Raw genomic sequence first — 20,837 nt, 5'->3', positions numbered from 1 at the left:
ACCTCGATGGTCTCCCTGCCCGGACTGCGCCACCGCAGGACTGTGCCCGCCCGTACGCCCGGCGAGCTGGACGCCATGGCAGCTGCGGGCGCCATTGTGGCGGCTGCGCTGCGTGCGGTCCGGGAGGCCGCCGCGGCGGGAGTCTCCACCAAGGAACTCGACGACGCCGCCGAGACGGTGATCCGCCAAGCCGGCGCCATCCCGTCGTTCCTGGGCTACCACGGCTATCCCGCGAGCATCTGTTCGTCGGTCAACGACCGCGTTGTGCACGGCATCCCCACCGCTGAGGAGACACTGGCCTCCGGGGACCTGGTGTCCATCGACTGCGGCGCGATCCTCGACGGCTGGCACGGCGACGCGGCGATCACCTTCGGTGTCGGCCCGCTGATCGCGATCGACGAGGCACTCTCGGCGGCCACCAAGCAGTCGATGGAGGCCGGTATCGCGGCGATGATCCCCGGAAACCGCCTCACCGACGTCTCGCACGCCATCGAGACCGGCACCAGAGCCGCCGAGAAGGCGTTCGGCCGCCGGTTCGGCATCGTCGAGGGCTACGGCGGGCACGGAATCGGCAGGCAGATGCACATGGATCCGTTCCTGCCCAACGAGGGCCAACCCGGCCGCGGTCCGCACCTTGTCGTGGGTTCGGTGCTGGCGATCGAACCGATGCTCACCCTGGGCACCACCAAGACCCGGGTGCTGGCCGACGAATGGACCGTCGTCACCGCCGACGGCACGCGTGCGGCCCACTGGGAGCACACCGTCGCCGTGACCGACGACGGTCCCCGCATCCTCACGGCCTAGTTCGCCGAGACCGACATCCACGGGTGAACCAGACACTGCCGGGTCTCGTGTCTCATCTGGGAGGTCGGCGATGGATGATTCGGAAGCTGCGCTGATGCGGGTGCTCTACCGTGACCACGCGGCAGCGCTGTGGCGGTATGCGGTGCGCCTCACCGGGGATCCGGTGCGCGCCGAGGACGTGGTCCAGGAGACGCTGCTGCGTGCCTGGCAGCACCCGGAGGTCGTCGACGAGGCCGACCGCTCCGCGCGGGCGTGGCTGTTCACCGTCGCGCGCAACATGATCATCGACGAACGCCGCAGTGCGCGTTTCCGCAAGGAGACCGACTCGCTGGACACTCCCGGCGCCCCGGACCGCGCGGGCCCCGACGAGGTCAACGCCGCGCTGGACCGGCTGCTGCTCGGCGACGCGCTGGCCCAGCTGTCCGCCGATCACCGCGCCGTGATCCGCCGGTCTTACTACCTGGGCTGGACCACCGCGCAGATCGCAGCGGACCTGCAGATCGCCGAGGGGACGGTCAAATCGCGGCTGCACTATGCGGTACGCACGCTGAGGCTGACGTTGCAGGAGATGGGGGTGACCAGATGATCGATCGCGACCCGTATGAGATGTGGGATGCCGCCTACGTGCTGGGCTCGCTGTCGAGTAGCGAACGCCGGGAGTACGAGGCGCATCTGAGCGGATGCGCCCCGTGCCGCTCGGGGGTGTCCGAGCTCAGCGGAATGCCCGCACTGCTGGCGATGCTCGGCCCGGACGAGGTCGCCTCGATCGACGAGGGTGGTCTGGAGCCGCCGCCGATCCGCGCTGAACTCCTCGACGAGGTGCTGTTCAAGGTCCGCAGTCGTCGCCGCCGGGCCCGTTGGGTCACCTGGACGGTAGGGGTGGCCGCTGCCGCCGTCCTGGTCGTGGGGATGATTCTGGCGATCAGTCCCGTCCAGCTTGGGGTGACCCCGAACGACGCGGGCAGCAGTGCGGTCGCGCTCAACATGACGCCGACAGCGACCCCGTCGGATTTCGACGCCACGGTGGTGCTCCGCAGCGAGGGGTGGGGCACCCACGTGGAGATGACGTGTACCTACCGCGACGAACCGGGGGCTCGCGTGGCAGACGGGGGCGACAAGCTGGCGATGTACGCGGTCGGGCGCGACGGCACCCGGGTGCAACTGGCGACCTGGATGGCCGTGCAGGGCGCGACCGCCTCCCCGTCGGGGAGCACTTCGATGCCGCTCGGTGAGATCGCCGCGGTGCAGGTGGTGTCGGCCGACACCGGGGATGTGCTGTTACAGCGCAGCCTGTAGGCCGCGGGCGTAAGGCACTATTGGCGGATGCCAGCCGAAAAGCGGGATCCGATTGCCGCGGCGCGTGCCAACTGGGAGCGGGCCGGTTGGGGTGAGGTGGCCGAAGGCATGGTCGCGGTCACCTCGGTGATGCGGGCACACCAGATTCTGCTGGCTCGTGTAGAGACCGCGCTGCGACCCTACGACCTGAGCTTCTCGCGCTTCGAGTTGCTGCGGCTGCTGGCCTTCAGCCGCACCGGCGCGCTGCCGATCACCAAGGCCTCCGACCGCCTGCAGGTCCACGTCACCAGCGTCACCCACGCCATCCGCCGGTTGGAGGCCGACGGGCTGGTCAAGCGGGTGCCCCATCCGACCGACGGGCGCACCACGCTGGTCGAGATCACCGACCTCGGGCGCTCGACGGTGGAGGACGCCACTGCGACGCTCAATGAGCAGGTGTTCGCCGAGATCGGGATGTCGCCGCAGCAGGCACAGGCGCTGGTGTCCTCGATCGAGACACTGCGCCACCACGCCGGCGACTTCTAGGCTGTCGCCCTAGCGCAGGGACTCGATGACCGCGCTGAAATCCAGGTCGGCGTGCTCTTGGGCGAATTGCGCGTAGATTTCCGCGGCGTGGGCGCCCAGCGGGGCCGAGGCGCCGGTCGACGACACCGCCGCCATCGCCAGGCCCAGGTCCTTGTTCATCAGCGCGGTGGCGAAGCCGGGCTTGAACTCGTTGTTGGCCGGTGATGTCGGAACCGGCCCTGGGACAGGGCAATTGGTGTGTACCGCCCAGCAGTTGCCGGTTGCGCCGGTGATCACATCGAACAGCGACTGGGCAGGCAGGCCAAGCTTCTCGGCGAGCACGAACGCCTCGCCGATCGCGATCTGCTGGACCGCCAGCACCATGTTGTTGCACAGCTTGGCGGCCTGGCCGGCGCCTGAGTCTCCGCAGTGGATCACCTTGCTGGCCATCGGATCCAGCACCGGGCGGGCCTTGTCGAGTGCGGCAGCCTCGCCGCCGACCATGAAGGCCAGAGTGCCGGCCGTGGCGCCCTTGATGCCGCCGGAGACCGGGGCGTCGAGTTGCGCCATCCCGGCCGCGACGGCCTGGGCGTTGATCTCGCGGGCGTCGTCCACCGATATCGTCGAGGTGTCGATGAATAGTGTGCCGGCCTTGGCGGCCGGAAGTGCTTCGGCATAGCAGGTTTTCACGATCGCACCGTTGGGCAGCGAGGTGACGACGAAGTCGGAGCCGGTGACCGCGGCGGTGCCGGAGTCGAAGACAGCGGCACCCTTCTCCTGCGCGGCGGCGCGCAGTTCCGGCACCGGGTCGAAGCCGCGCACGGTGTATCCGGCGTTGACCAGGTTGGCTGCCATCGGACCGCCCATGTGGCCAAGCCCGAGGAACGCGATCGTCGTCATGTGCAGGCTCCTTTGCCTTATGCCGTTGCGCGTGACCGGGCGGCTTCTGCACGCCCGATGACCACTCGCATGATTTCGTTGGTGCCCTCCAGGATCCGGTGCACCCGCAGATCCCGCAGGATCTTCTCCAGCCCGTACTCCCGCAGATAGCCGTAGCCGCCGTGCAACTGCAGTGCCTGGTCGGCGACCTCGTAGCAGGTGTCGGTGACATAGCGTTTGGCCATCGCGCACAGCTCGACCTTGTCGGCTTCACCGGCGTCGAGGGCGATCGCCGCGCGCCACAGCATCAGTCGTGAGGTCTCCAGCGCGGTGGCCATGTCGGCCAGGGTGAACCGGATGGTGGGCTCGTCGAGCAGCGCACCACCGAAGGCCTGCCGGTCGGCCAGATAGGCCAGGGTCTTGTCGTAGGCGACCTGGGCGCCGCCCAGTGAGCACGCCGCGATGTTCAGCCGGCCGCCGTTGAGTCCGTTCATGGCGATGCCGAAGCCAGTGCCCTCACCCTCGGATCCACCGAGCATCGCGTCGGCGGGCACCCGGACACCCTCCATGATGACCTGCGCGGTGGGCTGGGCATTCCACCCCATCTTCTCCTCGTTGGCACCGAAACTCAGTCCGGGGGTGCCGTTTTCGACGATGAATGCCGAGATCCCCCGTGGTCCCTCACCACCGGTGCGGGCCATCACCACGTAGACATCGGACCGTCCGGCCCCGGAGATGAACTGTTTGACGCCGTCGAGTACGTAATGATCACCGTCCCGAACAGCCTTGGTGCGCAACGCTGCCGCATCCGAACCGGCGCCCGGCTCGGTGAGGCAGTAGCTGGCGATGGCGTCCATCGATGCCAGCTTGGGCACCCACGTCTTGCGCTGGTCGGCGGTGCCGTAGCTGTCGATCATCCACGCGCACATGTTGTGGATTGAGATGAACGCCGCGATTGCCGGGTCGGCGGTGGCGAGTTGCTCGAAGATCCGGACGGCATCCAGCCGCCGCAGCCCGCTGCCGCCGACGTCTTCGCCGCAGTAGATCGCCGCCATGCCGAGTTCGGCGGCCTCCCGCATCACCTCGACCGGAAAGTGTTTGGTGTGATCCCATTCCAGTGCTTGGGGCGCAAGGCGTTTGGCGGCGAATGCGCCCGCCGTCTCGGTGATGACGCGTTCGTCGTCGTCCAAACTCAGGAAGCTCATTGCATTGTCGGGATGACGAACTCGGCGCCGTCCTTGATGCCCGAGGGCCACCGCTCGGTCACGGTCTTGGTCTTGGTGTAGAACAGGATCGAGTGCGGGCCGTGCTGGTTGAGGTCACCGAAACCGGAGCGCTTCCAGCCGCCGAAGGTGTGGTAGGACACCGGAACCGGGATCGGCACGTTGACGCCGACCATGCCGACCTGGACTCGGGAGACGAAGTCGCGGGCGGCGTCGCCGTCGCGGGTGAAGATCGCCACGCCGTTGCCGTACTCGTGCTGAGATGGGAGCCTCAACGCTTCCTCATAATCATGAGCCCTTACGATGCACAGCACCGGCCCGAAGATCTCGTCGGTGTAGATCGACATGTCGGTGGTGACGTGGTCGAACAGGGTGGGGCCGATGAAGAATCCGCCCTCGAGGTTGGCGTCCCCGAATGTCAGCTCGTCGCTGGCCTTTTCGCGGCCGTCGACGACGATCTCGGCCCCGGCGGCGACGCCGGCGTCGATGTAATCGCGGACCCGCTTGAGTGCGGCGCCGGTGACCAGCGGGCCGTAGTCGGCCTTGGGATCGAGGGAGTGGCCGACGCGCAGGTTGTTGATCCGCTCGACGAGCCTGGCGCGCAACCGGTTCGCGGTCTCTTCGCCGACCGGCACGGCGACGCTGATGGCCATGCACCGCTCGCCGGCGCTGCCGTAGCCGGCGCCGATGAGGGCGTCGACGGCTTGGTCGAGGTCGGCGTCGGGCATGACGATCATGTGGTTCTTGGCCCCGCCGAAGCACTGTGAACGCTTACCGTTGGCGGCCGCGGTGGAGTAGATGTACTGCGCGATGTCGGAGCTGCCGACGAAGCCGACGGCCTTGATGTCGGGGTGGTGAAGGATGGCGTCGACCGCCTCCTTGTCGCCCTGCACCACCTGGAACACCCCGGCCGGCAGGCCGGCCTCCAGGAACAGCTCGGCCAGGCGCACCGGCACCGAGGGATCGCGCTCAGAAGGCTTGAGGATGAAGGCGTTTCCGCATGCCAGCGCGGGGCCGGCCTTCCACAACGGGATCATCGCGGGGAAGTTGAACGGGGTGATGCCGGCGACCACACCGAGCGGCTGGCGGATGGAGTACACGTCGATACCGCCGCCGGCGCCTTCGGTGAACTCACCCTTGAGCAGGTGCGGGATGCCGATCGCGAACTCGATGACCTCGATGCCGCGCTGGATGTCGCCGCGGGAGTCGGCGACGGTCTTGCCGTGCTCGATGGAGAGCAGCTCGGCGAGCTCGTCGGTGTTGGCGTTGACCAGCTCGATGAACTTCATCATCACCCGCGCCCGTCGCTGCGGGTTCCAGGCGGCCCATTCCTTCTGGGCTTCGACGGCCGAGGCGACCGCGGTGTCGACGTCGGCGGCGCTGGCGAGCAGTACCTGCGCCTGCACTTCACCGGTGCTGGGATTGAGGACGTCGGCGGTGCGGCTGCTGCTGAGGTTGCTGCGCTTGCCGTCGATGAAGTGTTGGATGGTTGTGCTCATGAACTGCCCCTTGGCTGACCTGGCCGCTGAATACTAGGACATCCTAGTAACGGGGAATCGTCGACCGCAAGAGTGCATTGTCAGCGCGGAGTCCATCCCGGTGATCGCCCGAGATACGCCAGGACCTGATCCATGCCGTTGGCGCCGTCGTCGGTGGTGATCGCGGGTTGGAACGAGCTACCGTTCGCGGTGCGGAAGCTGCCGCCCGGGACGGCCAGCGCCAGCGGAAGAACCGCGGTCAGGACGTCGTCGGGCAGTTCGAATGTTTGGCCGCTGGCGCGGGAGACGTCCCAGCCGTGTACGACGGAGTCCACGAAGTGGAATCCGATCGCCATGGACGCCGGGAACGTGGCGTCAGGTCCCAATTCCGGCAGCGCAAACGGGATATCGAGTACGCCGTCGCCGGCAAACGCGTCGAGGACCTCGTTGGCAGACTCGGCATACGCGGTCAGGGGATGCCGGATGACGTCGCTGATGACGGTGGTGGGATCCCACACGGTCAGATCGGCACCCTGGCCTCGAGCGGCCGCGGCGAAACCGCGGTTCTGCACGATCATGTGTGCGATCAACTCAGCCAGATTCCACTCAGCGCACGGCGTCGGGTCACCTAGCTGCTCCAGGTTCACCTGTGCGACAGCGTCGACCGAGGCGGCGACCGCTATCCGGTGGAGCGGGAGAATATCCAAATTAGTATGCATGAGTAGATAGTAAGCGTATGCGTATAAATACTCAATGTTTACGATCGAGCCGTGCCTGGATCACCGAGACGCCCGGACCTGGCAGCCATGCTCGCGCCGCTGCTGCGGGAATTGGTGGCAGCCGAGCTGCCCGTCCTCGACGAGCACGGGCTGACCATGTGGGGCTATACCGTGTTGCTCGCGCTCGAGGAGTCGCCGGTTCGCACCCAGGCGGCGCTCGCCGAGGCGATCGGGGCCGACAAGACGCGCATCATCGCGGTTCTCGACGAACTGCAGCATCGGGGATTCATCGAGCGCCACGCCGATCCGGACGATCGCCGGGTGCGGCTGCTCTCGATCACCAACGCGGGACGGGCGGTCAAAGACGCCGCGCAGGCGGCGATTCAGCGCAACGAAGACCGATGGTTGCAGAAACTGTCGGCGGATGACCGACGGGCATTCGTGCGCGCACTTAGACGTCTGAGCCGGCGTACCTAAGCCTGGTCGGCGGTCAGACCCAGCGGCCCGGCAAGCTCGCGCAGCGTGGGGATCAGCTTGTCCCAGCCGCCCAGCACCTGGATCGTCACGTGGTCGGCGCCGGAGTCGAGGTGTTCGTGAAGACGCGCGGCGATCGAATCCGGTGTGCCGTGCGCGACGACGGCGTCGATCAGCTTGTCGCTGCCCGGCTTGGCGACGTCGGCGTCGGTGAACCCGAGCCGCTTCCAGTTGTTGACGTAGTTGCTCAGGTCCAGATAGAAACCGACGCTGTCGCGCCCGAGAGCCCGGGCGGCCTCGGCGTCGGTGGACAGCACCACCTTGTGCTCGGGTGCCAGGAACACCGAGCCGCCCACCAGGTCACGCGCCCTGGCGGTGTGCTCCGGGGTGGTCAGGTACGGGTGCGCGCCTGCACTGCGCTCCGCCGAGAGCGCCAGCACCTTGGGCCCCAGTGCGGCAATGACGCGGCGGGTGGTCGGCACGCGATGGGCATCCAATTCGTCGAGGTAGGCGACCAGCGCTTCGTAGGGCTTGCGGTACTCCTGGGTGTGCTCGGGGTGGCCCACACCGATGCCGAGCAGAAAGCGTCCCGGATAGGCCTCTTCGATGCGGTGATAGGACTCGGCGACCTCGGCGGCCGGTGCCGTCCAGATGTTGACGATTCCGGTTGCCACCGAAAGGTTCTCGGTGCGTTCGAGGATCGGTTCGACGAACCCCAGTTCCGCGGCCGGCGAGCCGCCGACCCACACCGCGCGAAAGCCCAGCCGTTCGATTTCCTCGGCTTGCTCGGGCTTGGGTGCACCGCCGGTCCACACCCCGAATCGGCCGAGGTCGGGCTTGAGCAGCGTGGGGTCGGTCACGTGATCTCCTTCGGGTCAGAGGCCGAGCGGCCCGGCCAGTTCGGCCAGTGCGGGGACGAGTTTGTCCGGCGAGGTCAGCACCTGTACCGGAACGTGGTCGGCCCCGGCGTCGAGATGCTGGGTCAGGCGCGCGGCGATGGCCTCGGGAGTGCCGTGGGCGACGACGGCGTCGACGAGCCGGTCACTGCCTGGCTTGGCGACGTCGGCGTCGGTGAATCCCAGCCGCTTCCAGCTGTTGAGGTAGTTTTGCAGGTTCAGGTACACGTCGAGCGCCTTGCGGCCCACAGCGTGTGCCTTCTCGGCGTCGGTGGTCAGGACGGCTTTGTGCTCGGGCGCCAGGAAGGCACCCGGGCCGATCAGCGCCCGCGCCTGGGCGGTGTGCTCCGGCGTGGTCAGGTAGGGGTGCGCGCCGGCGCTGCGCTGTGCCGAGAGCTTGAGTACCTGCGGGCCCAGGGCCGCGACCACCCTGCTCTGCTTGGGCACTCCGTACTCGTCGAGTTTGTCCAGATAGGTCTTCAGCGCTTCAACCGGCTTCTGGTACTGCTGATGAGCCTCCGGGTGGCCGACGCCGATGCCCAGGATGAACCGGCCCGGGTATTGGGACTCGATGCGGTGGAACGAGTCGGCAACCGGCCCGGCGGCCGCCGTCCAGACGTTGACGATCCCGGTTGCCACCTTCAGTGTGGTGGTGTTTTCCAAAATCGGCTCCACCCAATCCAATTCGGCCGGGGGTGAGCCGCCCACCCAGACTGCTCCGTACCCGAGTGCCTCGATCTCGGCGGCCTGCTGCGGGGTTACCCCCAGGCCGAACGTTCCGAAACGCCCCAGATCGGGTTTGGTGTCCGTCATCGACAATCCCTTTCGGATCCGCCCAGCCCGAGCGGGCCGGCGAGTTCGGTCAGCGCCGGTGCCACTTTGTCGGGTGAGGTCAGCAGTTGTACCGGCACATGGTCGGCCCCGGCGTCGTAGCTCATGAACCCTCCAACTTCGGCCGAGCGGCGAACTATTCCGCAGCCACGATTTCCGTGGGTGTCGGCGCCTCGGGCGCCGGGGCGACCATCGGCAGCAGCACGATGAAACGGGTGTCACCCGGTTGGGATTCCACCCGCAGATTGCCGCGGTGCTTCTCGACGACGATCCGCCAGGCTAGATCCAGGCCTAGCCCGGTGCCCTCCCCGAACGGCTTGGTGGTGAAGAAGGGGGTGAAGATGCGGTCGATGATCTCCTCGGGGATGCCCGGCCCGTCGTCGCAGATCTCCACCCGCACGAACTCGCCTTCCCGCAGCGTCCGCACGGTCAAGGTGCCGGCGCCGTTCATCGCCTGGATGGCGTTGTCGATGATGTTGGTCCAGACCTGGTTGAGATCGCCTGGGTAACAAAGTAATTCGGGCAGTGTCTTGTCGAGCTCCTTGACCACGTGCACGGGCCCGTCCTTGCCGACCTTCTCGCCGAACATCATCAGCGTGCTGAAGAGCAACTCGTGGATGTCGGCGGACTGGTACGGCGCGCGATCCATCTGCGAGTACTGCTTGGTTCCGGCGAGCAGTGCCGAGATGCGCTTGCTGGCCTCCGAGATCCGGTTCACCGACAGCTCGGTGTCGATCGTGTACTTCAGCCAGCCGATCGCGCTCTGCATGGTCGCCGAGCAGTCCACGTCGTCGATCGAGGCCTCGACGCGCTCCAGCCACTGGGTGTCCAGGCCCGCTTCGACGAATGTCGGCGCGTAGTCCCAGCCGCCGGCGATGCCGTGATCTTCGAGCCAGTCCCCGACCTGATCCTCGCGGTCGGAGGTCTCCAGCGCGGTCAGCTGCTGGGCCTTGGACTTCGCGACCTGTTCAGCCACCTCGTCCTGGATGCTGACCAGCACCCGCAGTGCCTCGGTGGAGAACTCGCCGTCGGCCAGCATGGCCAGCTTGTGGCGCATCTTGCCGACGTTCTCGCGCAGGTTCGCCACGTCGCGGGAGATCGCGGCGGCGGGATTGTTGAGCTGATGTGTCAGCCCGGCGGTGATGGTGCCCAGCGCCAGCAGCTTCTCGCGCTGCCCGATGATCTGGCTCTGCCGCAGGCCGCCGACCATGTGGCCCTCCAACAGGTGGACGGCCATCGGGAACTGCGACTGCATGAACCGCGCGAACGCCTCGGCGTCCAGCACGAAGAACCGCGACGGCGTGGTGACCCGTACCGAGGCTTGGTAGACGTGGTCCTCGCCGGGGATGTAGGCCGACCAGGCGCCGCAGTAGACGCCGCGCTGTGAGGTCCGGTTGGTTTCGATGTCGACGCCACCGGAACGCTTCGACATCACCAACTCACCGTCGAGCAGCACGTAGAAGCACGTCGCGGGGTCACCTTCGGTGCAGACCGGGCCGGGCTCGAACACCTGGATGTGGCCGTTCTCGCACAGCGTGCGTAGCTGCTCGTCGGTCAGCGCCTCGAAGAGGAACAGTGTCCGTAGTTCGTCGGGCATACATTTCTCGCCCATCGGTGTCTCCCTCTCGGCGTTCTCGATTAGAGCCTGGTCAGGCCTCGGCCAGGTAGCGGTGCACGAGCATCACTGCCATCGATCCTTCGCCCACCGCGGCGGCCACCCGCTTGGCCGACTCGGCGCGCACGTCACCTGCAACAAACACACCGGGCACACTTGTTTCCAGATGGTGCGGCGGACGGTCCAGCGTCCAGCCGGCGACGTCGCGCAGATCGGGTCCGGCCAGGATGAAACCGTGGTCGTCGACGGCGACGACCTCCTTGAGCCAGTCGGTCCTGGGCTCGGCACCGATGAAGCAGCACATCCGGGTCGACGGCACGGTGTCGCGCTCGCCGGTCTGCCGGTTCTCCAGCACCAGGCCGGTGAGATGGTCGTCATCGCCGAGGGTGTCGACCACCTCGGTGCAGGTGCGCACCCTGATGTTCGGGTGCTTCTCGATCCGTTCGACCAGGTAGTGCGACATCGACGCTTCCAGTGACGGCCCGCGCACCAGCATGGTGACCGACTTCGCCCGCTCGGCCATGAACAGCGCGGCCTGTCCCGCCGAGTTCGCACCGCCGACGAGGTAGACGTCCTCGCCCTCGCATTCCGAGGCGTCGGACACCGATGCACCGTAGTAGACGCCGCGCCCGACGTAGTTGCACGCCGAGTCGTCGGGGTTGTCCCAGCAGCCGGTGACCCGCAGCTGTCGGTAGTCGACGCCGGTGGCCAAAATGATTGAGCGGGCGGCGATTTCGCCACCGTCTTCGAATGTGATGGTGCGCGCGGTCCCGGCGTCCCCGGCGATCAGCTTGACCGCCTTGCGGGTGGTGATCACCTCAGCGCCGAATCGCTCCGCCTGCCTGCGCGCTGACGTCGTCAGCTCGGCGCCGGAGATGCCGGTCGGGAACCCTAGGTAGTTCTCGATGCGGGAGCTGCGTCCGGCTTGTCCGCCGGTGGTGGTCTCCTCGATGAGCACCGTCTTGAGGCCCTCCGACGCGCCGTACACGGCGGCGGCCAGCCCGGCCGGCCCACCGCCGATGACGGCGAGGTCGTACATCTCCAGCGACGGCTCGGTCGACAGGCCGAGCATGCCGGCCAGTTCGGCGTCGCTGGGGTCGACGAGGGTCTCGCCCTGCTCGGTAATCACCACTGGCAGCTGGAACCCGTCCAGCCCGGCCGCGTCGAGCAGCTGGCGGCCCTTGGGCTCATCAGCCATGAAGGAGCGGAATGAATGCTGGTTGCGGGCCAGGAACTGGCGGACCTCCCAGGACCGTTCGCTCCACCGGTGCCCGATCACCTTGGTGTGCGGAATCGCCCGGTCGCCGGTGGCATGCCAAGCCTCCAGCAGGGCATCGAGCACCGGGTAGAGCTTCTCCTCGGGCGGGTCCCACGGCTTGAGCAGGTAGTGGTCGAGGTCGACGACGTTGATGGCGTCGATCGCGGCGTGCGTGTCGGCGTAGGCCGTCAGCAGCACCCGGCGGGCCATCGGGTAGATGTCCATCGCCTCTTCGAGGAATTGGATGCCACTCATCTGCGGCATCCGGTAGTCGGCGACGAACACCGCCACGGTCTCGCCGCGCAGCTTCAGTTCGTTGAGGGTTTCCAGCGCGTCCTGCCCGGATTCGGCGCGCACGATCCGGTATCTCTCGCCGTAGTGGCGGCGAAGATCCCGGGCGACGGCGCGCGAGACCGCCGGGTCGTCGTCGACGGTGAGAATGGCGGGCTTTCGGGGCTGGGGGAGAGGTCCAGTCATCACCATCCAGTATGCGCTCCGCGTCCAGTCCTATTTAGGATGGGCTTGGCTTCGTCCGGTTCCTGTCGCGCTGCGTTCACCTGCGCATTAGGCTGTGGTGATCGGCGCAGCACGCGTTTTGGAGTAGCGCCCGGAAACGGGTATCGTAGACCAACGGTGCGGTGATCGCGCCGACTCTTGCGTGCCCAGTCCTGGAATTTCCTGTCACCGGCTCACGTTTTGCAGTCGGGGCGAAGGCTGCCCGAACTGTGCGGGTCAGTCGCGCGAGCGGCGGATGCGGACAGAACCGACAAAGCAGGATCTGAGAGGTTATGGCCAAGAAAGACGGTGCCATCGAGGTCGAGGGCCGCGTGGTCGAGCCCCTGCCCAATGCGATGTTTCGCATTGAGCTGGAGAACGGACACAAGGTGCTCGCTCACATCAGCGGCAAGATGCGGCAGCACTACATCCGCATCCTTCCCGAGGACCGGGTAGTGGTGGAGTTGTCTCCCTACGACCTGACCCGGGGTCGCATTGTGTACCGGTACAAGTAGCGACGAGCACAACGGTCACTACCAACCAGGCCCGTGCGCCTCGACGGCGACCAGCACTAACTGACAACACCGAGAACTAGAAGGATCAACGAGCCGTGAAGGTGAACCCGAGCGTCAAGCCGATCTGCGACAAGTGCAGGGTGATCCGCCGGCATGGGCGGGTCATGGTGATCTGCACTGATCCGCGCCACAAGCAGCGTCAGGGCTAACACCCTGTCGCCGCTTGAGCGGCAACGAGCAGTACCCACAACTGAATGCAGACCTCCCAGTACCACCAGGCAGAGTGGCGCGTCAGCGCCGAAAAAGACGAATCAGTGCTGTCTGGCCACGCCCGGACGGAGGCCGGGCCCCGACGCCGTCGGGAACGGACTGGGAACAGACCTCCGCATAGAAGAAGGAATCACTGCCTGATGGCACGTCTCATGGGCGTTGATCTCCCGCGCGACAAGCGCATGGAGATCGCGCTGACCTATATCTACGGCATTGGCCGTACCCGCTCGCAGGAAATCCTTGCGGCGACCGGTATCGACCGGGATCTGCGCAGCAAGGACCTCACCGACGATCAGGTGACCCAGCTTCGCGAGTACATCGAGGGCAACGATCTCAAGGTGGAGGGTGACCTGCGCCGCGAGGTTCAGGCCGACATCCGCCGCAAGATCGAAATCGGCTGCTACCAGGGTCTGCGGCACCGCCGTGGCCTGCCGGTGCGTGGCCAGCGGACCAAGACCAATGCGCGTACCCGCAAGGGCCCCAAGCGCACCATCGCCGGCAAGAAGAAGGCCAGGTAATCCCGGATGGCACAAGCAAAGAAGGGTGGCGCTGCTCCCAAGAAGGGGCAGAAGACCCGCCGCAGGGAAAAGAAGAACGTCCCGCACGGCGCCGCTCACATCAAGAGCACGTTCAACAACACGATCGTCTCGATCACCGATCCGCAGGGCAACGTCATCGCATGGGCGTCGTCCGGCCACGTCGGCTTCAAGGGCTCGCGCAAGTCGACTCCGTTCGCCGCGCAGCTGGCTGCCGAGAATGCGGCCCGCAAGGCCCAGGAGCACGGTGTGAAGAAGGTCGACGTGTTCGTCAAGGGCCCGGGTTCGGGCCGCGAGACGGCGATCCGTTCGCTGCAGGCTGCCGGCCTCGAGGTTGGCGCTATTTCCGACGTCACTCCGCAGCCGCACAACGGCTGCCGTCCGCCCAAGCGGCGCCGGGTCTAGGGAGGATCTGACAAATGGCTCGTTATACCGGACCTGTCACCCGCAAGTCGCGCCGTCTCGGCGTCGACCTCGTCGGTGGCGATCAGTCGTTCGAGAAGCGCCCCTACCCGCCCGGCCAGCACGGCCGCGCGCGGATCAAGGAGAGCGAATACCGCCAGCAGCTGCAGGAGAAGCAGAAGGCCCGCTTCACCTACGGCGTCATGGAGAAGCAGTTCCGCAAGTACTACGAAGAGGCCTCGCGGCACTCGGGTAAGACGGGCGAGAACCTGCTGCAGATCCTGGAGAGCCGGCTGGACAACGTCGTGTACCGCGCCGGTCTGGCGCGTACCCGCCGGATGGCCCGCCAGCTGGTCAGCCACGGTCACTTCACCGTCAACGGTGTCAAGGTGAACATCCCGAGTTATCGGGTGTCGCAGTACGACATCATCGACGTCAAGGACAAGTCGCTGAACACCCTGCCGTTCGAGGTGGCCCGGCAGACCGCCGGCGAGCGCCCGATCCCCGGGTGGCTCCAGGTTGTCGGGGAGCGTCAGCGAATCCTCGTGCACCAGTTGCCCACTCGCGAGCAGATCCAGGTCCCGCTCGCCGAGCAGCTCATCGTCGAGTACTACTCGAAGTAAAGACGTCTGCCGGACATCCGTCCGGCAGATCACCTAACGGCATCAAATAGCGGGTGCCGAGAAGGAGATAGAAAACAATGCTGATTTCTCAGCGACCCACTCTGAGCGAAGAGGTCATCGCCGAAAACCGCTCCCAGTTCGTCATCGAACCGCTGGAGCCGGGTTTCGGTTACACCCTTGGCAATTCGCTGCGGCGCACCCTGTTGTCGTCGATTCCCGGCGCGGCCGTCACCAGCATCCGCATCGACGGTGTGCTGCACGAGTTCACCACCGTGCCCGGGGTCAAGGAAGACGTCACCGACATCATCCTGAACCTCAAGGGTCTGGTTGTGTCCTCCGAAGAGGACGAGCCGGTCACGATGTACCTGCGCAAGCAGGGCCCGGGCGAGGTCACTGCCGGTGACATCGTCCCGCCGGCCGGGGTCACCGTGCACAACCCCGACATGCGTATCGCGACCCTGAACGACAAGGGCAAGCTCGAGGTCGAGCTCGTCGTCGAGCGTGGCCGCGGCTACGTCCCGGCCGTTCAGAACAAGGCCTCCGGCGCCGAAATCGGCCGCATCCCGGTCGATTCCATCTACTCGCCGGTCCTCAAGGTCACCTACAAGGTGGAGGCCACCCGCGTCGAGCAGCGCACCGACTTCGACAAGCTGATCCTCGATGTCGAGACCAAGAACTCCATCAGCCCGCGTGACGCCCTGGCCTCGGCCGGCAAGACGCTGGTCGAATTGTTCGGTCTGGCACGGGAACTCAACGTCGAGGCCGAGGGCATCGAGATCGGTCCCTCGCCCGCCGAGGCCGACCACATCGCGGCGTTCGCGCTGCCGATCGACGATCTGGACCTGACCGTCCGGTCGTACAACTGCCTCAAGCGCGAGGGTGTGCACACCGTCGGCGAGCTGGTCGCCCGCACGGAGTCCGATCTGCTGGACATCCGTAACTTCGGCCAGAAGTCGATCGACGAGGTGAAGATCAAGCTGCACCAGCTCGGCCTGTCGCTCAAGGACAGCCCGGCCAGCTTCGATCCGTCCGAGGTTGCCGGCTACGACGTGGCCACCGGCACCTGGAACAGTGACGCCGGCTACGACCTGGACGCCGACCAGGACTACGCCGAAACCGAGCAGCTCTAACAAGGTCGTTGCCCACCCGGCTACGCCCGCCCGAAGTCCGTCCCGGTCCTACCTGATACGGGGGCCGGCCCCATTTAGGAGAAGTCGCAATGCCCAAGCCCACTAAGGGACCTCGCCTCGGCGGGTCGTCCTCGCACCAGAAGGCGCTCCTGGCCAACCTGGCCACGTCGCTGTTCGAGCACGGCCGCATCAAGACGACCGAGCCCAAGGCGCGGGCGTTGCGTCCCTACGCCGAGAAGCTCATCACCCACGCCAAGAAGGGCACGCTGCACAACCGGCGTGAAGTGATGAAGAAGATCCGCGACAAGGACGTCGTGCACGCGCTGTTCGCCGAGATCGGCCCGTTCTTCGCCGATCGCGAGGGCGGCTACACCCGGATCATCAAGGTGGAGGCACGCAAGGGCGACAACGCCCCGATGGCCGTCATCGAACTGGTCCGGGAGAAGACGGTGACGTCTGAGGCAACCCGGGCTGCCAAGTCCGCCGCCAAGAAGGCGGCGCCGGTCGCTGCCGCGGCCGCGCCGCAGGCCGCGGTCGAGCCCGAGGAAGCGGTCGGCCCCGATGTCGAAAGCATCGAAGCCGTCGAGGCAGAAGACGCCGGCATCGCCGACGCTCAGACCGCCGAGGCCGCTGACGAGGTCGCCGAGGAGCAGGCCGCCGAGTCCGCCGAGGATTCGGACACTGACAAGTCCTGATGATGTGATGACGAACGTGCCCGCCACCGATACCGGTGGCGGGCACGTCGTTTTATCCCCTCGCTCCGCTCGCCCAGTCCGTCTGCGGCTCGATATCGCTTACGACGGAACCGCTTTCACCGGCTGGGCGACGCAGGACGGGCACCGTACCGTCGCCGGAGTCCTTGAGGAGTCGCTGTCGACGGTGTTCCGGGAGCCGGTGCGGTTGGTCGCCGCGGGCCGCACCGACAGTGGGGTACACGCCACCGGGCAGGTCGCCCACGTCGACGTCCCGGCCGACGCTCTCGAGCATGCCTATCCGCGTCATTGGCGGAATGGCGATGCTCGAGCCGGTGTCGCCGCCGGGGCGGCTCCGGAGTTCCTGCCGCTGGTCCGCAGATTGGCCCGGTTCCTGCCCGAGGACGTCCGGGTACGCGAGATCACCCGCGCACCAGCCGGTTTCGACGCCAGGTTCTCGGCCCTGCGCCGCCACTACGTCTACCGGATCTCGTTGGCCCCCTACGGCGTCGACCCGCAGCTGGCGCGGTATGTGACACCGTGGCCGCGCCGCCTGGATATCGCGGCGATGGCCAGTGCGTCTCGCGACCTGGTGGGGCTGCATGATTTCGCGGCATTCTGTCGCCACCGTCCCGGTGCCACCACGATCCGTGACCTTCAGCGGCTGGACTGGGAGAGCGAGGGCGACATGGTGACGGCCTTCGTCACCGCCGACGCGTTCTGCTGGTCGATGGTGCGCTCACTGGTGGGAGCGCTGCTGGCGGTGGGGGAGGGACGACGCGAACCCGGCTGGTGCGCAACACTGTTGGAGGCGTCGGCGCGCTCCAGTGACTTCGCGGCCGCACCGGCCCGCGGACTCACCCTGGTCAAGGTGGACTATCCGCCCGATGACGAGCTGGCGGCGCGGATCGCGATCACCCGCGATCTGCGAACGATCTGATCAGAGCTTGCCGGCCACGAAACTTGCGGCCTGGTCGACCAATCCGGAGTCGATGTAGGCGGCCTGCAGATGAGAATTCCAGTTATCGACCCAGGTTTCCGGGTTCATGTTGTCGCTGCAGATCGGATCGTCCGGCGTGCACATGTCGATCGTCTTGTCGCCCCACAGCGGGCTGACATCTGAGACCGGCCCGAACACCTTGCGGGTGCCGTTGCCGAACAACGCCACCGCGGCGACGTGGCCGTCCATCCCCAGCGGCAGCGGATTGTTGTATCCGAACACTGGCGACGGCGAAGCCAGAACCAGGTCGGTGACCGCCGCGCCCAGGGAGTATCCGCCGAGCACCAGCCGGGTATTGGGGCAGTTGTTGGCCATGTACTGGATGTGCTTGCTCATGTCGTTGGCGCCGAGGTCAACCTGGTAGTCGGCGGGGTAGTTCACCGCATAGAAGCCCACGTTCCTGGACGTCTTGGAACGCAGGGCGTCGACGAACGCCTGCCCGATCCGGCCGGTGCCCGGCGGCTCGAAACGTCCGCGGGCGAAGACCACCTCGACGTCCGGACAGGGGGCGGCGCTGGCAGTGGGTAGTGGGGCCGCCGAATCCCACGGTGACACCACAGGCGCGAGCAACATCACAGCCGCAGCGGAAAACACCGCCATCACGCCGTTGAAGAGCCGCTTACTGTGCATAGCGCCATGGTACGTGAGGCCCGAGGTGGCTCATCAGCAAATAAATGCGGCGCTACAGCAGGCCGGCGATGAAGCCCGCTGCCTCGCCGGGCATTGGGCCGCTCTCGTAGTCGGTGTGGGCGAACGGATTGCGGCCCTGCGAGCAGATGGGATCGCCGTCGTTGCACAGGTCGATTCCCTTGCCGGCGAACGGTGCACCCGCCGCCGACACCGGGTTGCCGAACTTGGCCGCCGGGTTGCCGAAGACCGCGACGGCGGCGACCTTGCCAGCCACGCTGGACGGCAGCGGCGGCGCCGAACCGATGTCGCCGATCTTGTTGCCCAGCGGCGGTATGCCCAGCAGCATGTCCACCACGGCGGCGCCCTGGGAGTATCCGCCCAGGACGAACCGGGTCGACGGGCAGGCTGCTGCGGTGGCGAGGATGTGATTGGTCGCATCGGTGGCACCGTCGGCGGCAGCCAGGAAGTCGTAGGTGGCTGGGTAGTTCACCGCGTAGGTGCCGATGGTGCGGCCACCGAGCTGGGCCTGCAGCGTGTCGGTGAGAGCTTGGCCGACGCGGCCGATACCGGCGGGCTCGCTGGTGCCGCGGGCGAACACGACCTGCACGTCGGGGCAGGGGTCGGCCGCAGCGGTCGGGGCGGTACCGGCGAGGGTGGCGGTGGCGGCCGTAACCACCGCCGCAGCAACGCTGAACCGGCGGGCAATCGTTATGAGCGGCTGGGACATGCGCCAACAACCCCCTCGTTCGTGAACAGTCGGCTAATCCTCACACACCTGAACACCCGACCCAAAACCCTTTCCCGCGCTCAGAGCAGGCCTGCGACGAAGGACGCCGCCTGGCTCGTCATTCCGGTCGAGCTGTAATCGCGATGCGCTGGAACGTCGTTGCCGTCCGAGCACACCGGGTCACCGACGTTGCACAGGTCGATGGCTTTGGGGCCGTAGACCGCGCTCGAGGTGAGTGGGAGGCCCACCTTGGCGGTCGGGTTGCCGAAGACCGCCAGGGCGGCGACGTGGTCGGGCACCTCGGGCGGCAGCGGGTTGGTGAATCCCACGGCGGGGAAGGGTACCGAGGTGATGACGTCGATGATGGCCGCGCCCTGGGAGTAACCGCCGAGGACGAGCTTGGTGTTCGGGCAGGTGTTGACGACGTTCTGGATGAAGGCGCTGGCGTCGTTGGCGCCGTCGGCGGCGGCCAGGAAGTCGTAGCTGGCCGGGTAGTTGACGGCATAGACCCCTACCGAGCGGTTGCCCACTTTGCGGCGCAGCGAGTCGACGAAAGCCTGCCCGACCCGGCCGATCCCCGGTGGTTCGCTGGTGCCGCGGGCGAACACCACCTGGATGTCGCTGCAGCCGTCGGCGAGCGCAGAGGGCAGGGCAGCCGGGCTGGCCAGCGTGGCGCCGGCGAGCAGGGCGGTAACGGCGGCACTGCGCAGGGTAAGGGAGATCGTCACGCCGTAATGTTACGCAGGCTAAGCGAATTTCATTCCCGACGCGTGTGCGCGGGTCACGTGCGGGCGGCGGCGATCTCTTCGATCGGCCCGCCGTCGGGCCACGTGGTGGCGGTGACCTCGGCGCTTCGGTCGCCCTGGCGGGCCAGGGCGAGGCCGAGGAGCACCACGATCCCGCCGATGCCCTGCATCGCGGTGACCGACTCGCCGAGCAGTACCCAGGCGGACAGCACGGCGAAGAGCACCTCGCCGAGGCCGACCAACGAGGCGAAGCTCGGCCGCAGCCGGGCCACGCCGCTGATGCCCAGGGTGTAGGCGATCGCGGTCGCAACGACGGCGAGCATGATGACCGGCAGATACCACGGCACCGTCATGCCTGCCACGACCGCGTCATTGGCGGTGAAGGTCAGGGGCATGATGCCGGACAGCCCCAGCGCGGCGACGGCGACGGCGCCGACCACCAGGCCGCCGGCCGACAGGGTGATCGAGTTCAGTCCGCTTCCGTCGGCGCTGACCTCGTCGGACATCATGAAGTAGCAGGCCGCGCAGATCGCCGCGGCCAGACCCCACGCCACCCCAGCGGCATTGATGTGAGCGGCTCCGGAGAACACGTTGAGCACCAGCATGATGCCGGCGATCGCGAGTCCGACGCCGGCCAGGGTCAGGCCCCGGGGGCGCCGCCGGGTGGTGCCCCAGATCCAGCCGACGACCAGGATCGGGGCGGTGTACTCGAGCAGCAGTGCCACGCCGACCGACAGGTGCGAGACGGCGTTGTAGTAGCAGAGCTGCGCGCCGGCGATCGGGACCAGGCCGTAGGCGATGACGATGCGGGCGTGGTCGCGGGCTTCCCGGATCCAGTCCGGTTTGACGATCGTGGCGAAGATCGCCATGACGAGGGCCCCGCCGGCCAGTCGCGCGGTCACGGCGGCGGTGGGTGACCACCCGGCGCCCATCAGTGCCTTGGCGAAGGGGCCCGACATGCCGAACGTGAACGCCGAACCGACTGCGAACATCAGACCGAGCCGAAAATGGTTTTGAGCGCGCACGATTGTCGACATGAGGCACCTCCCCGCGTGTAATGAGTAAAGTATCGATTGGTCATGACATTACGTCCG

Annotated in this window: 26 protein-coding genes; 13 read left to right on the top strand and 13 right to left on the bottom strand. The window is 67.0% G+C overall.

Features of this window, described 5'->3' with window-relative positions:
- The first annotated feature begins 6 nt into the window (after positions 1 to 6).
- The 4 genes from map (at position 7) to HBE64_RS19555 (ending at position 2,625) form a co-directional block, all read left to right on the top strand.
- Entirely contained in the window at positions 7 to 804 is a 798-nt protein-coding gene (map, locus tag HBE64_RS19570) for a type I methionyl aminopeptidase (RefSeq protein ID WP_167105897.1), read from the top strand.
- A gap of 70 nt (positions 805 to 874) precedes the next feature.
- On the top strand, positions 875 to 1,390 hold the full coding sequence (locus tag HBE64_RS19565; protein ID WP_167105894.1) for a sigma-70 family RNA polymerase sigma factor: 516 nt from the start codon (positions 875 to 877) through the stop codon (positions 1,388 to 1,390).
- Positions 1,387 to 2,100: an anti-sigma factor gene (locus HBE64_RS19560; RefSeq protein WP_167105891.1), complete on the top strand. Its 714-nt coding sequence runs from the start codon at positions 1,387 to 1,389 to the stop codon at positions 2,098 to 2,100. Before HBE64_RS19565 ends, HBE64_RS19560 begins: the two co-directional genes overlap by 4 nt.
- A gap of 27 nt (positions 2,101 to 2,127) precedes the next feature.
- Positions 2,128 to 2,625, top strand: coding sequence for a MarR family winged helix-turn-helix transcriptional regulator (locus HBE64_RS19555; protein ID WP_167105888.1), 498 nt, complete (start codon positions 2,128 to 2,130; stop codon positions 2,623 to 2,625).
- 9 nt (positions 2,626 to 2,634) lie between these two features.
- Here the strand turns inward: HBE64_RS19555 and mmsB are convergent, their stop codons facing one another.
- The 4 genes from mmsB to HBE64_RS19535 form a co-directional block, all read right to left on the bottom strand.
- Positions 2,635 to 3,525, bottom strand: coding sequence for a 3-hydroxyisobutyrate dehydrogenase (gene mmsB, locus HBE64_RS19550; protein WP_243841694.1), 891 nt, complete (start codon positions 3,523 to 3,525; stop codon positions 2,635 to 2,637).
- Positions 3,522 to 4,688: an acyl-CoA dehydrogenase family protein gene (locus HBE64_RS19545; RefSeq protein ID WP_167105882.1), complete on the bottom strand. Its 1,167-nt coding sequence runs from the start codon at positions 4,686 to 4,688 to the stop codon at positions 3,522 to 3,524. Before HBE64_RS19545 ends, mmsB begins: the two co-directional genes overlap by 4 nt.
- Entirely contained in the window at positions 4,685 to 6,205 is a 1,521-nt protein-coding gene (locus HBE64_RS19540; protein WP_167105879.1) for a CoA-acylating methylmalonate-semialdehyde dehydrogenase, read from the bottom strand. Before HBE64_RS19540 ends, HBE64_RS19545 begins: the two co-directional genes overlap by 4 nt.
- Before the next feature lie 80 nt (positions 6,206 to 6,285).
- Positions 6,286 to 6,903, bottom strand: coding sequence for a TIGR03086 family metal-binding protein (locus HBE64_RS19535; RefSeq protein WP_167105876.1), 618 nt, complete (start codon positions 6,901 to 6,903; stop codon positions 6,286 to 6,288).
- An 87-nt stretch (positions 6,904 to 6,990) separates the two neighbouring features.
- Here HBE64_RS19535 and HBE64_RS19530 point away from each other — a divergent pair, with 87 nt between their 5' ends.
- A complete protein-coding gene (locus HBE64_RS19530; protein ID WP_167105873.1) occupies positions 6,991 to 7,380 on the top strand; it encodes a MarR family winged helix-turn-helix transcriptional regulator in 390 nt (129 codons plus the stop codon).
- Here HBE64_RS19530 and HBE64_RS19525 read toward each other — a convergent pair.
- From HBE64_RS19525 to HBE64_RS19510, 5 genes are read right to left on the bottom strand one after another with little or no spacing between them, the layout of a single operon-like run.
- On the bottom strand, positions 7,377 to 8,237 hold the full coding sequence (locus HBE64_RS19525; RefSeq protein WP_167105870.1) for an LLM class F420-dependent oxidoreductase: 861 nt from the start codon (positions 8,235 to 8,237) through the stop codon (positions 7,377 to 7,379). The genes HBE64_RS19530 and HBE64_RS19525 overlap by 4 nt on opposite strands.
- A gap of 15 nt (positions 8,238 to 8,252) precedes the next feature.
- Positions 8,253 to 9,086 carry an LLM class F420-dependent oxidoreductase gene (locus tag HBE64_RS19520; protein ID WP_167105867.1) on the bottom strand — a complete coding sequence of 278 codons (834 nt, stop codon included), beginning with the start codon at positions 9,084 to 9,086 and terminating at the stop codon, positions 8,253 to 8,255.
- Positions 9,083 to 9,211, bottom strand: a complete 129-nt coding sequence (locus tag HBE64_RS24870; protein ID WP_256367289.1) for a hypothetical protein — start codon at positions 9,209 to 9,211, stop codon at positions 9,083 to 9,085. Before HBE64_RS24870 ends, HBE64_RS19520 begins: the two co-directional genes overlap by 4 nt.
- A gap of 29 nt (positions 9,212 to 9,240) precedes the next feature.
- Positions 9,241 to 10,716: an ATP-binding protein gene (locus HBE64_RS19515; RefSeq protein ID WP_167105864.1), complete on the bottom strand. Its 1,476-nt coding sequence runs from the start codon at positions 10,714 to 10,716 to the stop codon at positions 9,241 to 9,243.
- A 37-nt stretch (positions 10,717 to 10,753) separates the two neighbouring features.
- Positions 10,754 to 12,454 (bottom strand): FAD-dependent oxidoreductase, encoded by a 1,701-nt coding sequence (locus HBE64_RS19510; protein WP_167105861.1) that lies wholly within the window; start codon positions 12,452 to 12,454, stop codon positions 10,754 to 10,756.
- Between the two features lie 311 nt (positions 12,455 to 12,765).
- Between HBE64_RS19510 and infA the strand changes: the two genes are divergently transcribed.
- From infA to truA, 8 genes are all read left to right on the top strand, one after another.
- On the top strand, positions 12,766 to 12,987 hold the full coding sequence (infA, locus tag HBE64_RS19505; protein WP_005140011.1) for a translation initiation factor IF-1: 222 nt from the start codon (positions 12,766 to 12,768) through the stop codon (positions 12,985 to 12,987).
- A 95-nt stretch (positions 12,988 to 13,082) separates the two neighbouring features.
- Positions 13,083 to 13,196 carry a 50S ribosomal protein L36 gene (rpmJ, locus tag HBE64_RS19500; protein WP_025737541.1) on the top strand — a complete coding sequence of 38 codons (114 nt, stop codon included), beginning with the start codon at positions 13,083 to 13,085 and terminating at the stop codon, positions 13,194 to 13,196.
- A gap of 201 nt (positions 13,197 to 13,397) precedes the next feature.
- Positions 13,398 to 13,775, top strand: coding sequence for a 30S ribosomal protein S13 (rpsM, locus tag HBE64_RS19495; RefSeq protein WP_167105858.1), 378 nt, complete (start codon positions 13,398 to 13,400; stop codon positions 13,773 to 13,775).
- Between the two features lie 6 nt (positions 13,776 to 13,781).
- Positions 13,782 to 14,198, top strand: a complete 417-nt coding sequence (gene rpsK / locus HBE64_RS19490) for a 30S ribosomal protein S11 (RefSeq protein WP_005140014.1) — start codon at positions 13,782 to 13,784, stop codon at positions 14,196 to 14,198.
- Positions 14,199 to 14,212: 14 nt separating this feature from the next.
- Positions 14,213 to 14,818 carry a 30S ribosomal protein S4 gene (rpsD, locus tag HBE64_RS19485; RefSeq protein WP_167105855.1) on the top strand — a complete coding sequence of 202 codons (606 nt, stop codon included), beginning with the start codon at positions 14,213 to 14,215 and terminating at the stop codon, positions 14,816 to 14,818.
- A gap of 77 nt (positions 14,819 to 14,895) precedes the next feature.
- Positions 14,896 to 15,948: a DNA-directed RNA polymerase subunit alpha gene (locus HBE64_RS19480; RefSeq protein ID WP_167105852.1), complete on the top strand. Its 1,053-nt coding sequence runs from the start codon at positions 14,896 to 14,898 to the stop codon at positions 15,946 to 15,948.
- An 89-nt stretch (positions 15,949 to 16,037) separates the two neighbouring features.
- Complete coding sequence (gene rplQ / locus HBE64_RS19475) at positions 16,038 to 16,643, top strand: 50S ribosomal protein L17 (RefSeq protein WP_167105849.1); 606 nt, start codon at positions 16,038 to 16,040, stop codon at positions 16,641 to 16,643.
- A gap of 7 nt (positions 16,644 to 16,650) precedes the next feature.
- Positions 16,651 to 17,580 (top strand): tRNA pseudouridine(38-40) synthase TruA, encoded by a 930-nt coding sequence (truA, locus tag HBE64_RS19470; protein ID WP_167105846.1) that lies wholly within the window; start codon positions 16,651 to 16,653, stop codon positions 17,578 to 17,580.
- Here truA and HBE64_RS19465 read toward each other — a convergent pair whose 3' ends face one another.
- The 4 genes from HBE64_RS19465 to HBE64_RS19450 form a co-directional block, all read right to left on the bottom strand.
- Positions 17,581 to 18,270 carry a cutinase family protein gene (locus HBE64_RS19465; protein WP_243841387.1) on the bottom strand — a complete coding sequence of 230 codons (690 nt, stop codon included), beginning with the start codon at positions 18,268 to 18,270 and terminating at the stop codon, positions 17,581 to 17,583.
- A 52-nt stretch (positions 18,271 to 18,322) separates the two neighbouring features.
- Positions 18,323 to 18,997 carry a cutinase family protein gene (locus tag HBE64_RS19460; protein WP_167105843.1) on the bottom strand — a complete coding sequence of 225 codons (675 nt, stop codon included), beginning with the start codon at positions 18,995 to 18,997 and terminating at the stop codon, positions 18,323 to 18,325.
- A gap of 80 nt (positions 18,998 to 19,077) precedes the next feature.
- Complete coding sequence (locus tag HBE64_RS19455; RefSeq protein ID WP_167105840.1) at positions 19,078 to 19,725, bottom strand: cutinase family protein; 648 nt, start codon at positions 19,723 to 19,725, stop codon at positions 19,078 to 19,080.
- Between the two features lie 53 nt (positions 19,726 to 19,778).
- The gene (locus HBE64_RS19450; protein ID WP_371744014.1) at positions 19,779 to 20,735 is read right to left on the bottom strand and encodes a DMT family transporter; all 957 of its coding nucleotides are present in this window, start codon (positions 20,733 to 20,735) and stop codon (positions 19,779 to 19,781) included.
- Positions 20,736 to 20,837 lie beyond the last annotated feature (102 nt).

The sequence above is a fragment of the Mycobacterium sp. DL592 genome (assembly GCF_011694515.1).
Lineage (GTDB): Bacteria > Actinomycetota > Actinomycetes > Mycobacteriales > Mycobacteriaceae > Mycobacterium.
The sequence above is the reverse complement of the archived record's forward strand: the minus strand, read 5'-3'. Positions and strand labels throughout refer to the sequence as shown.

What these genes read in the sequence shown, in the direction of transcription:
- HBE64_RS19520 (WP_167105867.1), bottom strand. Translation starts at nt 9,086, where the DNA reads ATGACGGACACCAAACCCGATCTGGGGCGTTTCGGAACGTTCGGCCTG.
- HBE64_RS19565 (WP_167105894.1), top strand. Translation starts at nt 875, where the DNA reads ATGGATGATTCGGAAGCTGCGCTGATGCGGGTGCTCTACCGTGACCAC.
- HBE64_RS19450 (WP_371744014.1), bottom strand. Translation starts at nt 20,735, where the DNA reads ATGTTCGCAGTCGGTTCGGCGTTCACGTTCGGCATGTCGGGCCCCTTC.
- HBE64_RS19480 (WP_167105852.1), top strand. Translation starts at nt 14,896, where the DNA reads ATGCTGATTTCTCAGCGACCCACTCTGAGCGAAGAGGTCATCGCCGAA.
- HBE64_RS19460 (WP_167105843.1), bottom strand. Translation starts at nt 18,997, where the DNA reads ATGTCCCAGCCGCTCATAACGATTGCCCGCCGGTTCAGCGTTGCTGCG.
- HBE64_RS19540 (WP_167105879.1), bottom strand. Translation starts at nt 6,205, where the DNA reads ATGAGCACAACCATCCAACACTTCATCGACGGCAAGCGCAGCAACCTC.
- rpsM (WP_167105858.1), top strand. Translation starts at nt 13,398, where the DNA reads ATGGCACGTCTCATGGGCGTTGATCTCCCGCGCGACAAGCGCATGGAG.
- truA (WP_167105846.1), top strand. Translation starts at nt 16,651, where the DNA reads ATGACGAACGTGCCCGCCACCGATACCGGTGGCGGGCACGTCGTTTTA.
- rplQ (WP_167105849.1), top strand. Translation starts at nt 16,038, where the DNA reads ATGCCCAAGCCCACTAAGGGACCTCGCCTCGGCGGGTCGTCCTCGCAC.
- infA (WP_005140011.1), top strand. Translation starts at nt 12,766, where the DNA reads ATGGCCAAGAAAGACGGTGCCATCGAGGTCGAGGGCCGCGTGGTCGAG.
- map (WP_167105897.1), top strand. Translation starts at nt 7, where the DNA reads ATGGTCTCCCTGCCCGGACTGCGCCACCGCAGGACTGTGCCCGCCCGT.
- HBE64_RS19515 (WP_167105864.1), bottom strand. Translation starts at nt 10,716, where the DNA reads ATGGGCGAGAAATGTATGCCCGACGAACTACGGACACTGTTCCTCTTC.
- HBE64_RS19545 (WP_167105882.1), bottom strand. Translation starts at nt 4,688, where the DNA reads ATGAGCTTCCTGAGTTTGGACGACGACGAACGCGTCATCACCGAGACG.
- HBE64_RS24870 (WP_256367289.1), bottom strand. Translation starts at nt 9,211, where the DNA reads ATGAGCTACGACGCCGGGGCCGACCATGTGCCGGTACAACTGCTGACC.
- HBE64_RS19465 (WP_243841387.1), bottom strand. Translation starts at nt 18,270, where the DNA reads ATGCACAGTAAGCGGCTCTTCAACGGCGTGATGGCGGTGTTTTCCGCT.
- HBE64_RS19510 (WP_167105861.1), bottom strand. Translation starts at nt 12,454, where the DNA reads ATGACTGGACCTCTCCCCCAGCCCCGAAAGCCCGCCATTCTCACCGTC.
- rpsK (WP_005140014.1), top strand. Translation starts at nt 13,782, where the DNA reads ATGGCACAAGCAAAGAAGGGTGGCGCTGCTCCCAAGAAGGGGCAGAAG.
- HBE64_RS19535 (WP_167105876.1), bottom strand. Translation starts at nt 6,903, where the DNA reads ATGCATACTAATTTGGATATTCTCCCGCTCCACCGGATAGCGGTCGCC.
- HBE64_RS19530 (WP_167105873.1), top strand. Translation starts at nt 6,991, where the DNA reads ATGCTCGCGCCGCTGCTGCGGGAATTGGTGGCAGCCGAGCTGCCCGTC.
- HBE64_RS19555 (WP_167105888.1), top strand. Translation starts at nt 2,128, where the DNA reads ATGCCAGCCGAAAAGCGGGATCCGATTGCCGCGGCGCGTGCCAACTGG.
- rpsD (WP_167105855.1), top strand. Translation starts at nt 14,213, where the DNA reads ATGGCTCGTTATACCGGACCTGTCACCCGCAAGTCGCGCCGTCTCGGC.
- HBE64_RS19560 (WP_167105891.1), top strand. Translation starts at nt 1,387, where the DNA reads ATGATCGATCGCGACCCGTATGAGATGTGGGATGCCGCCTACGTGCTG.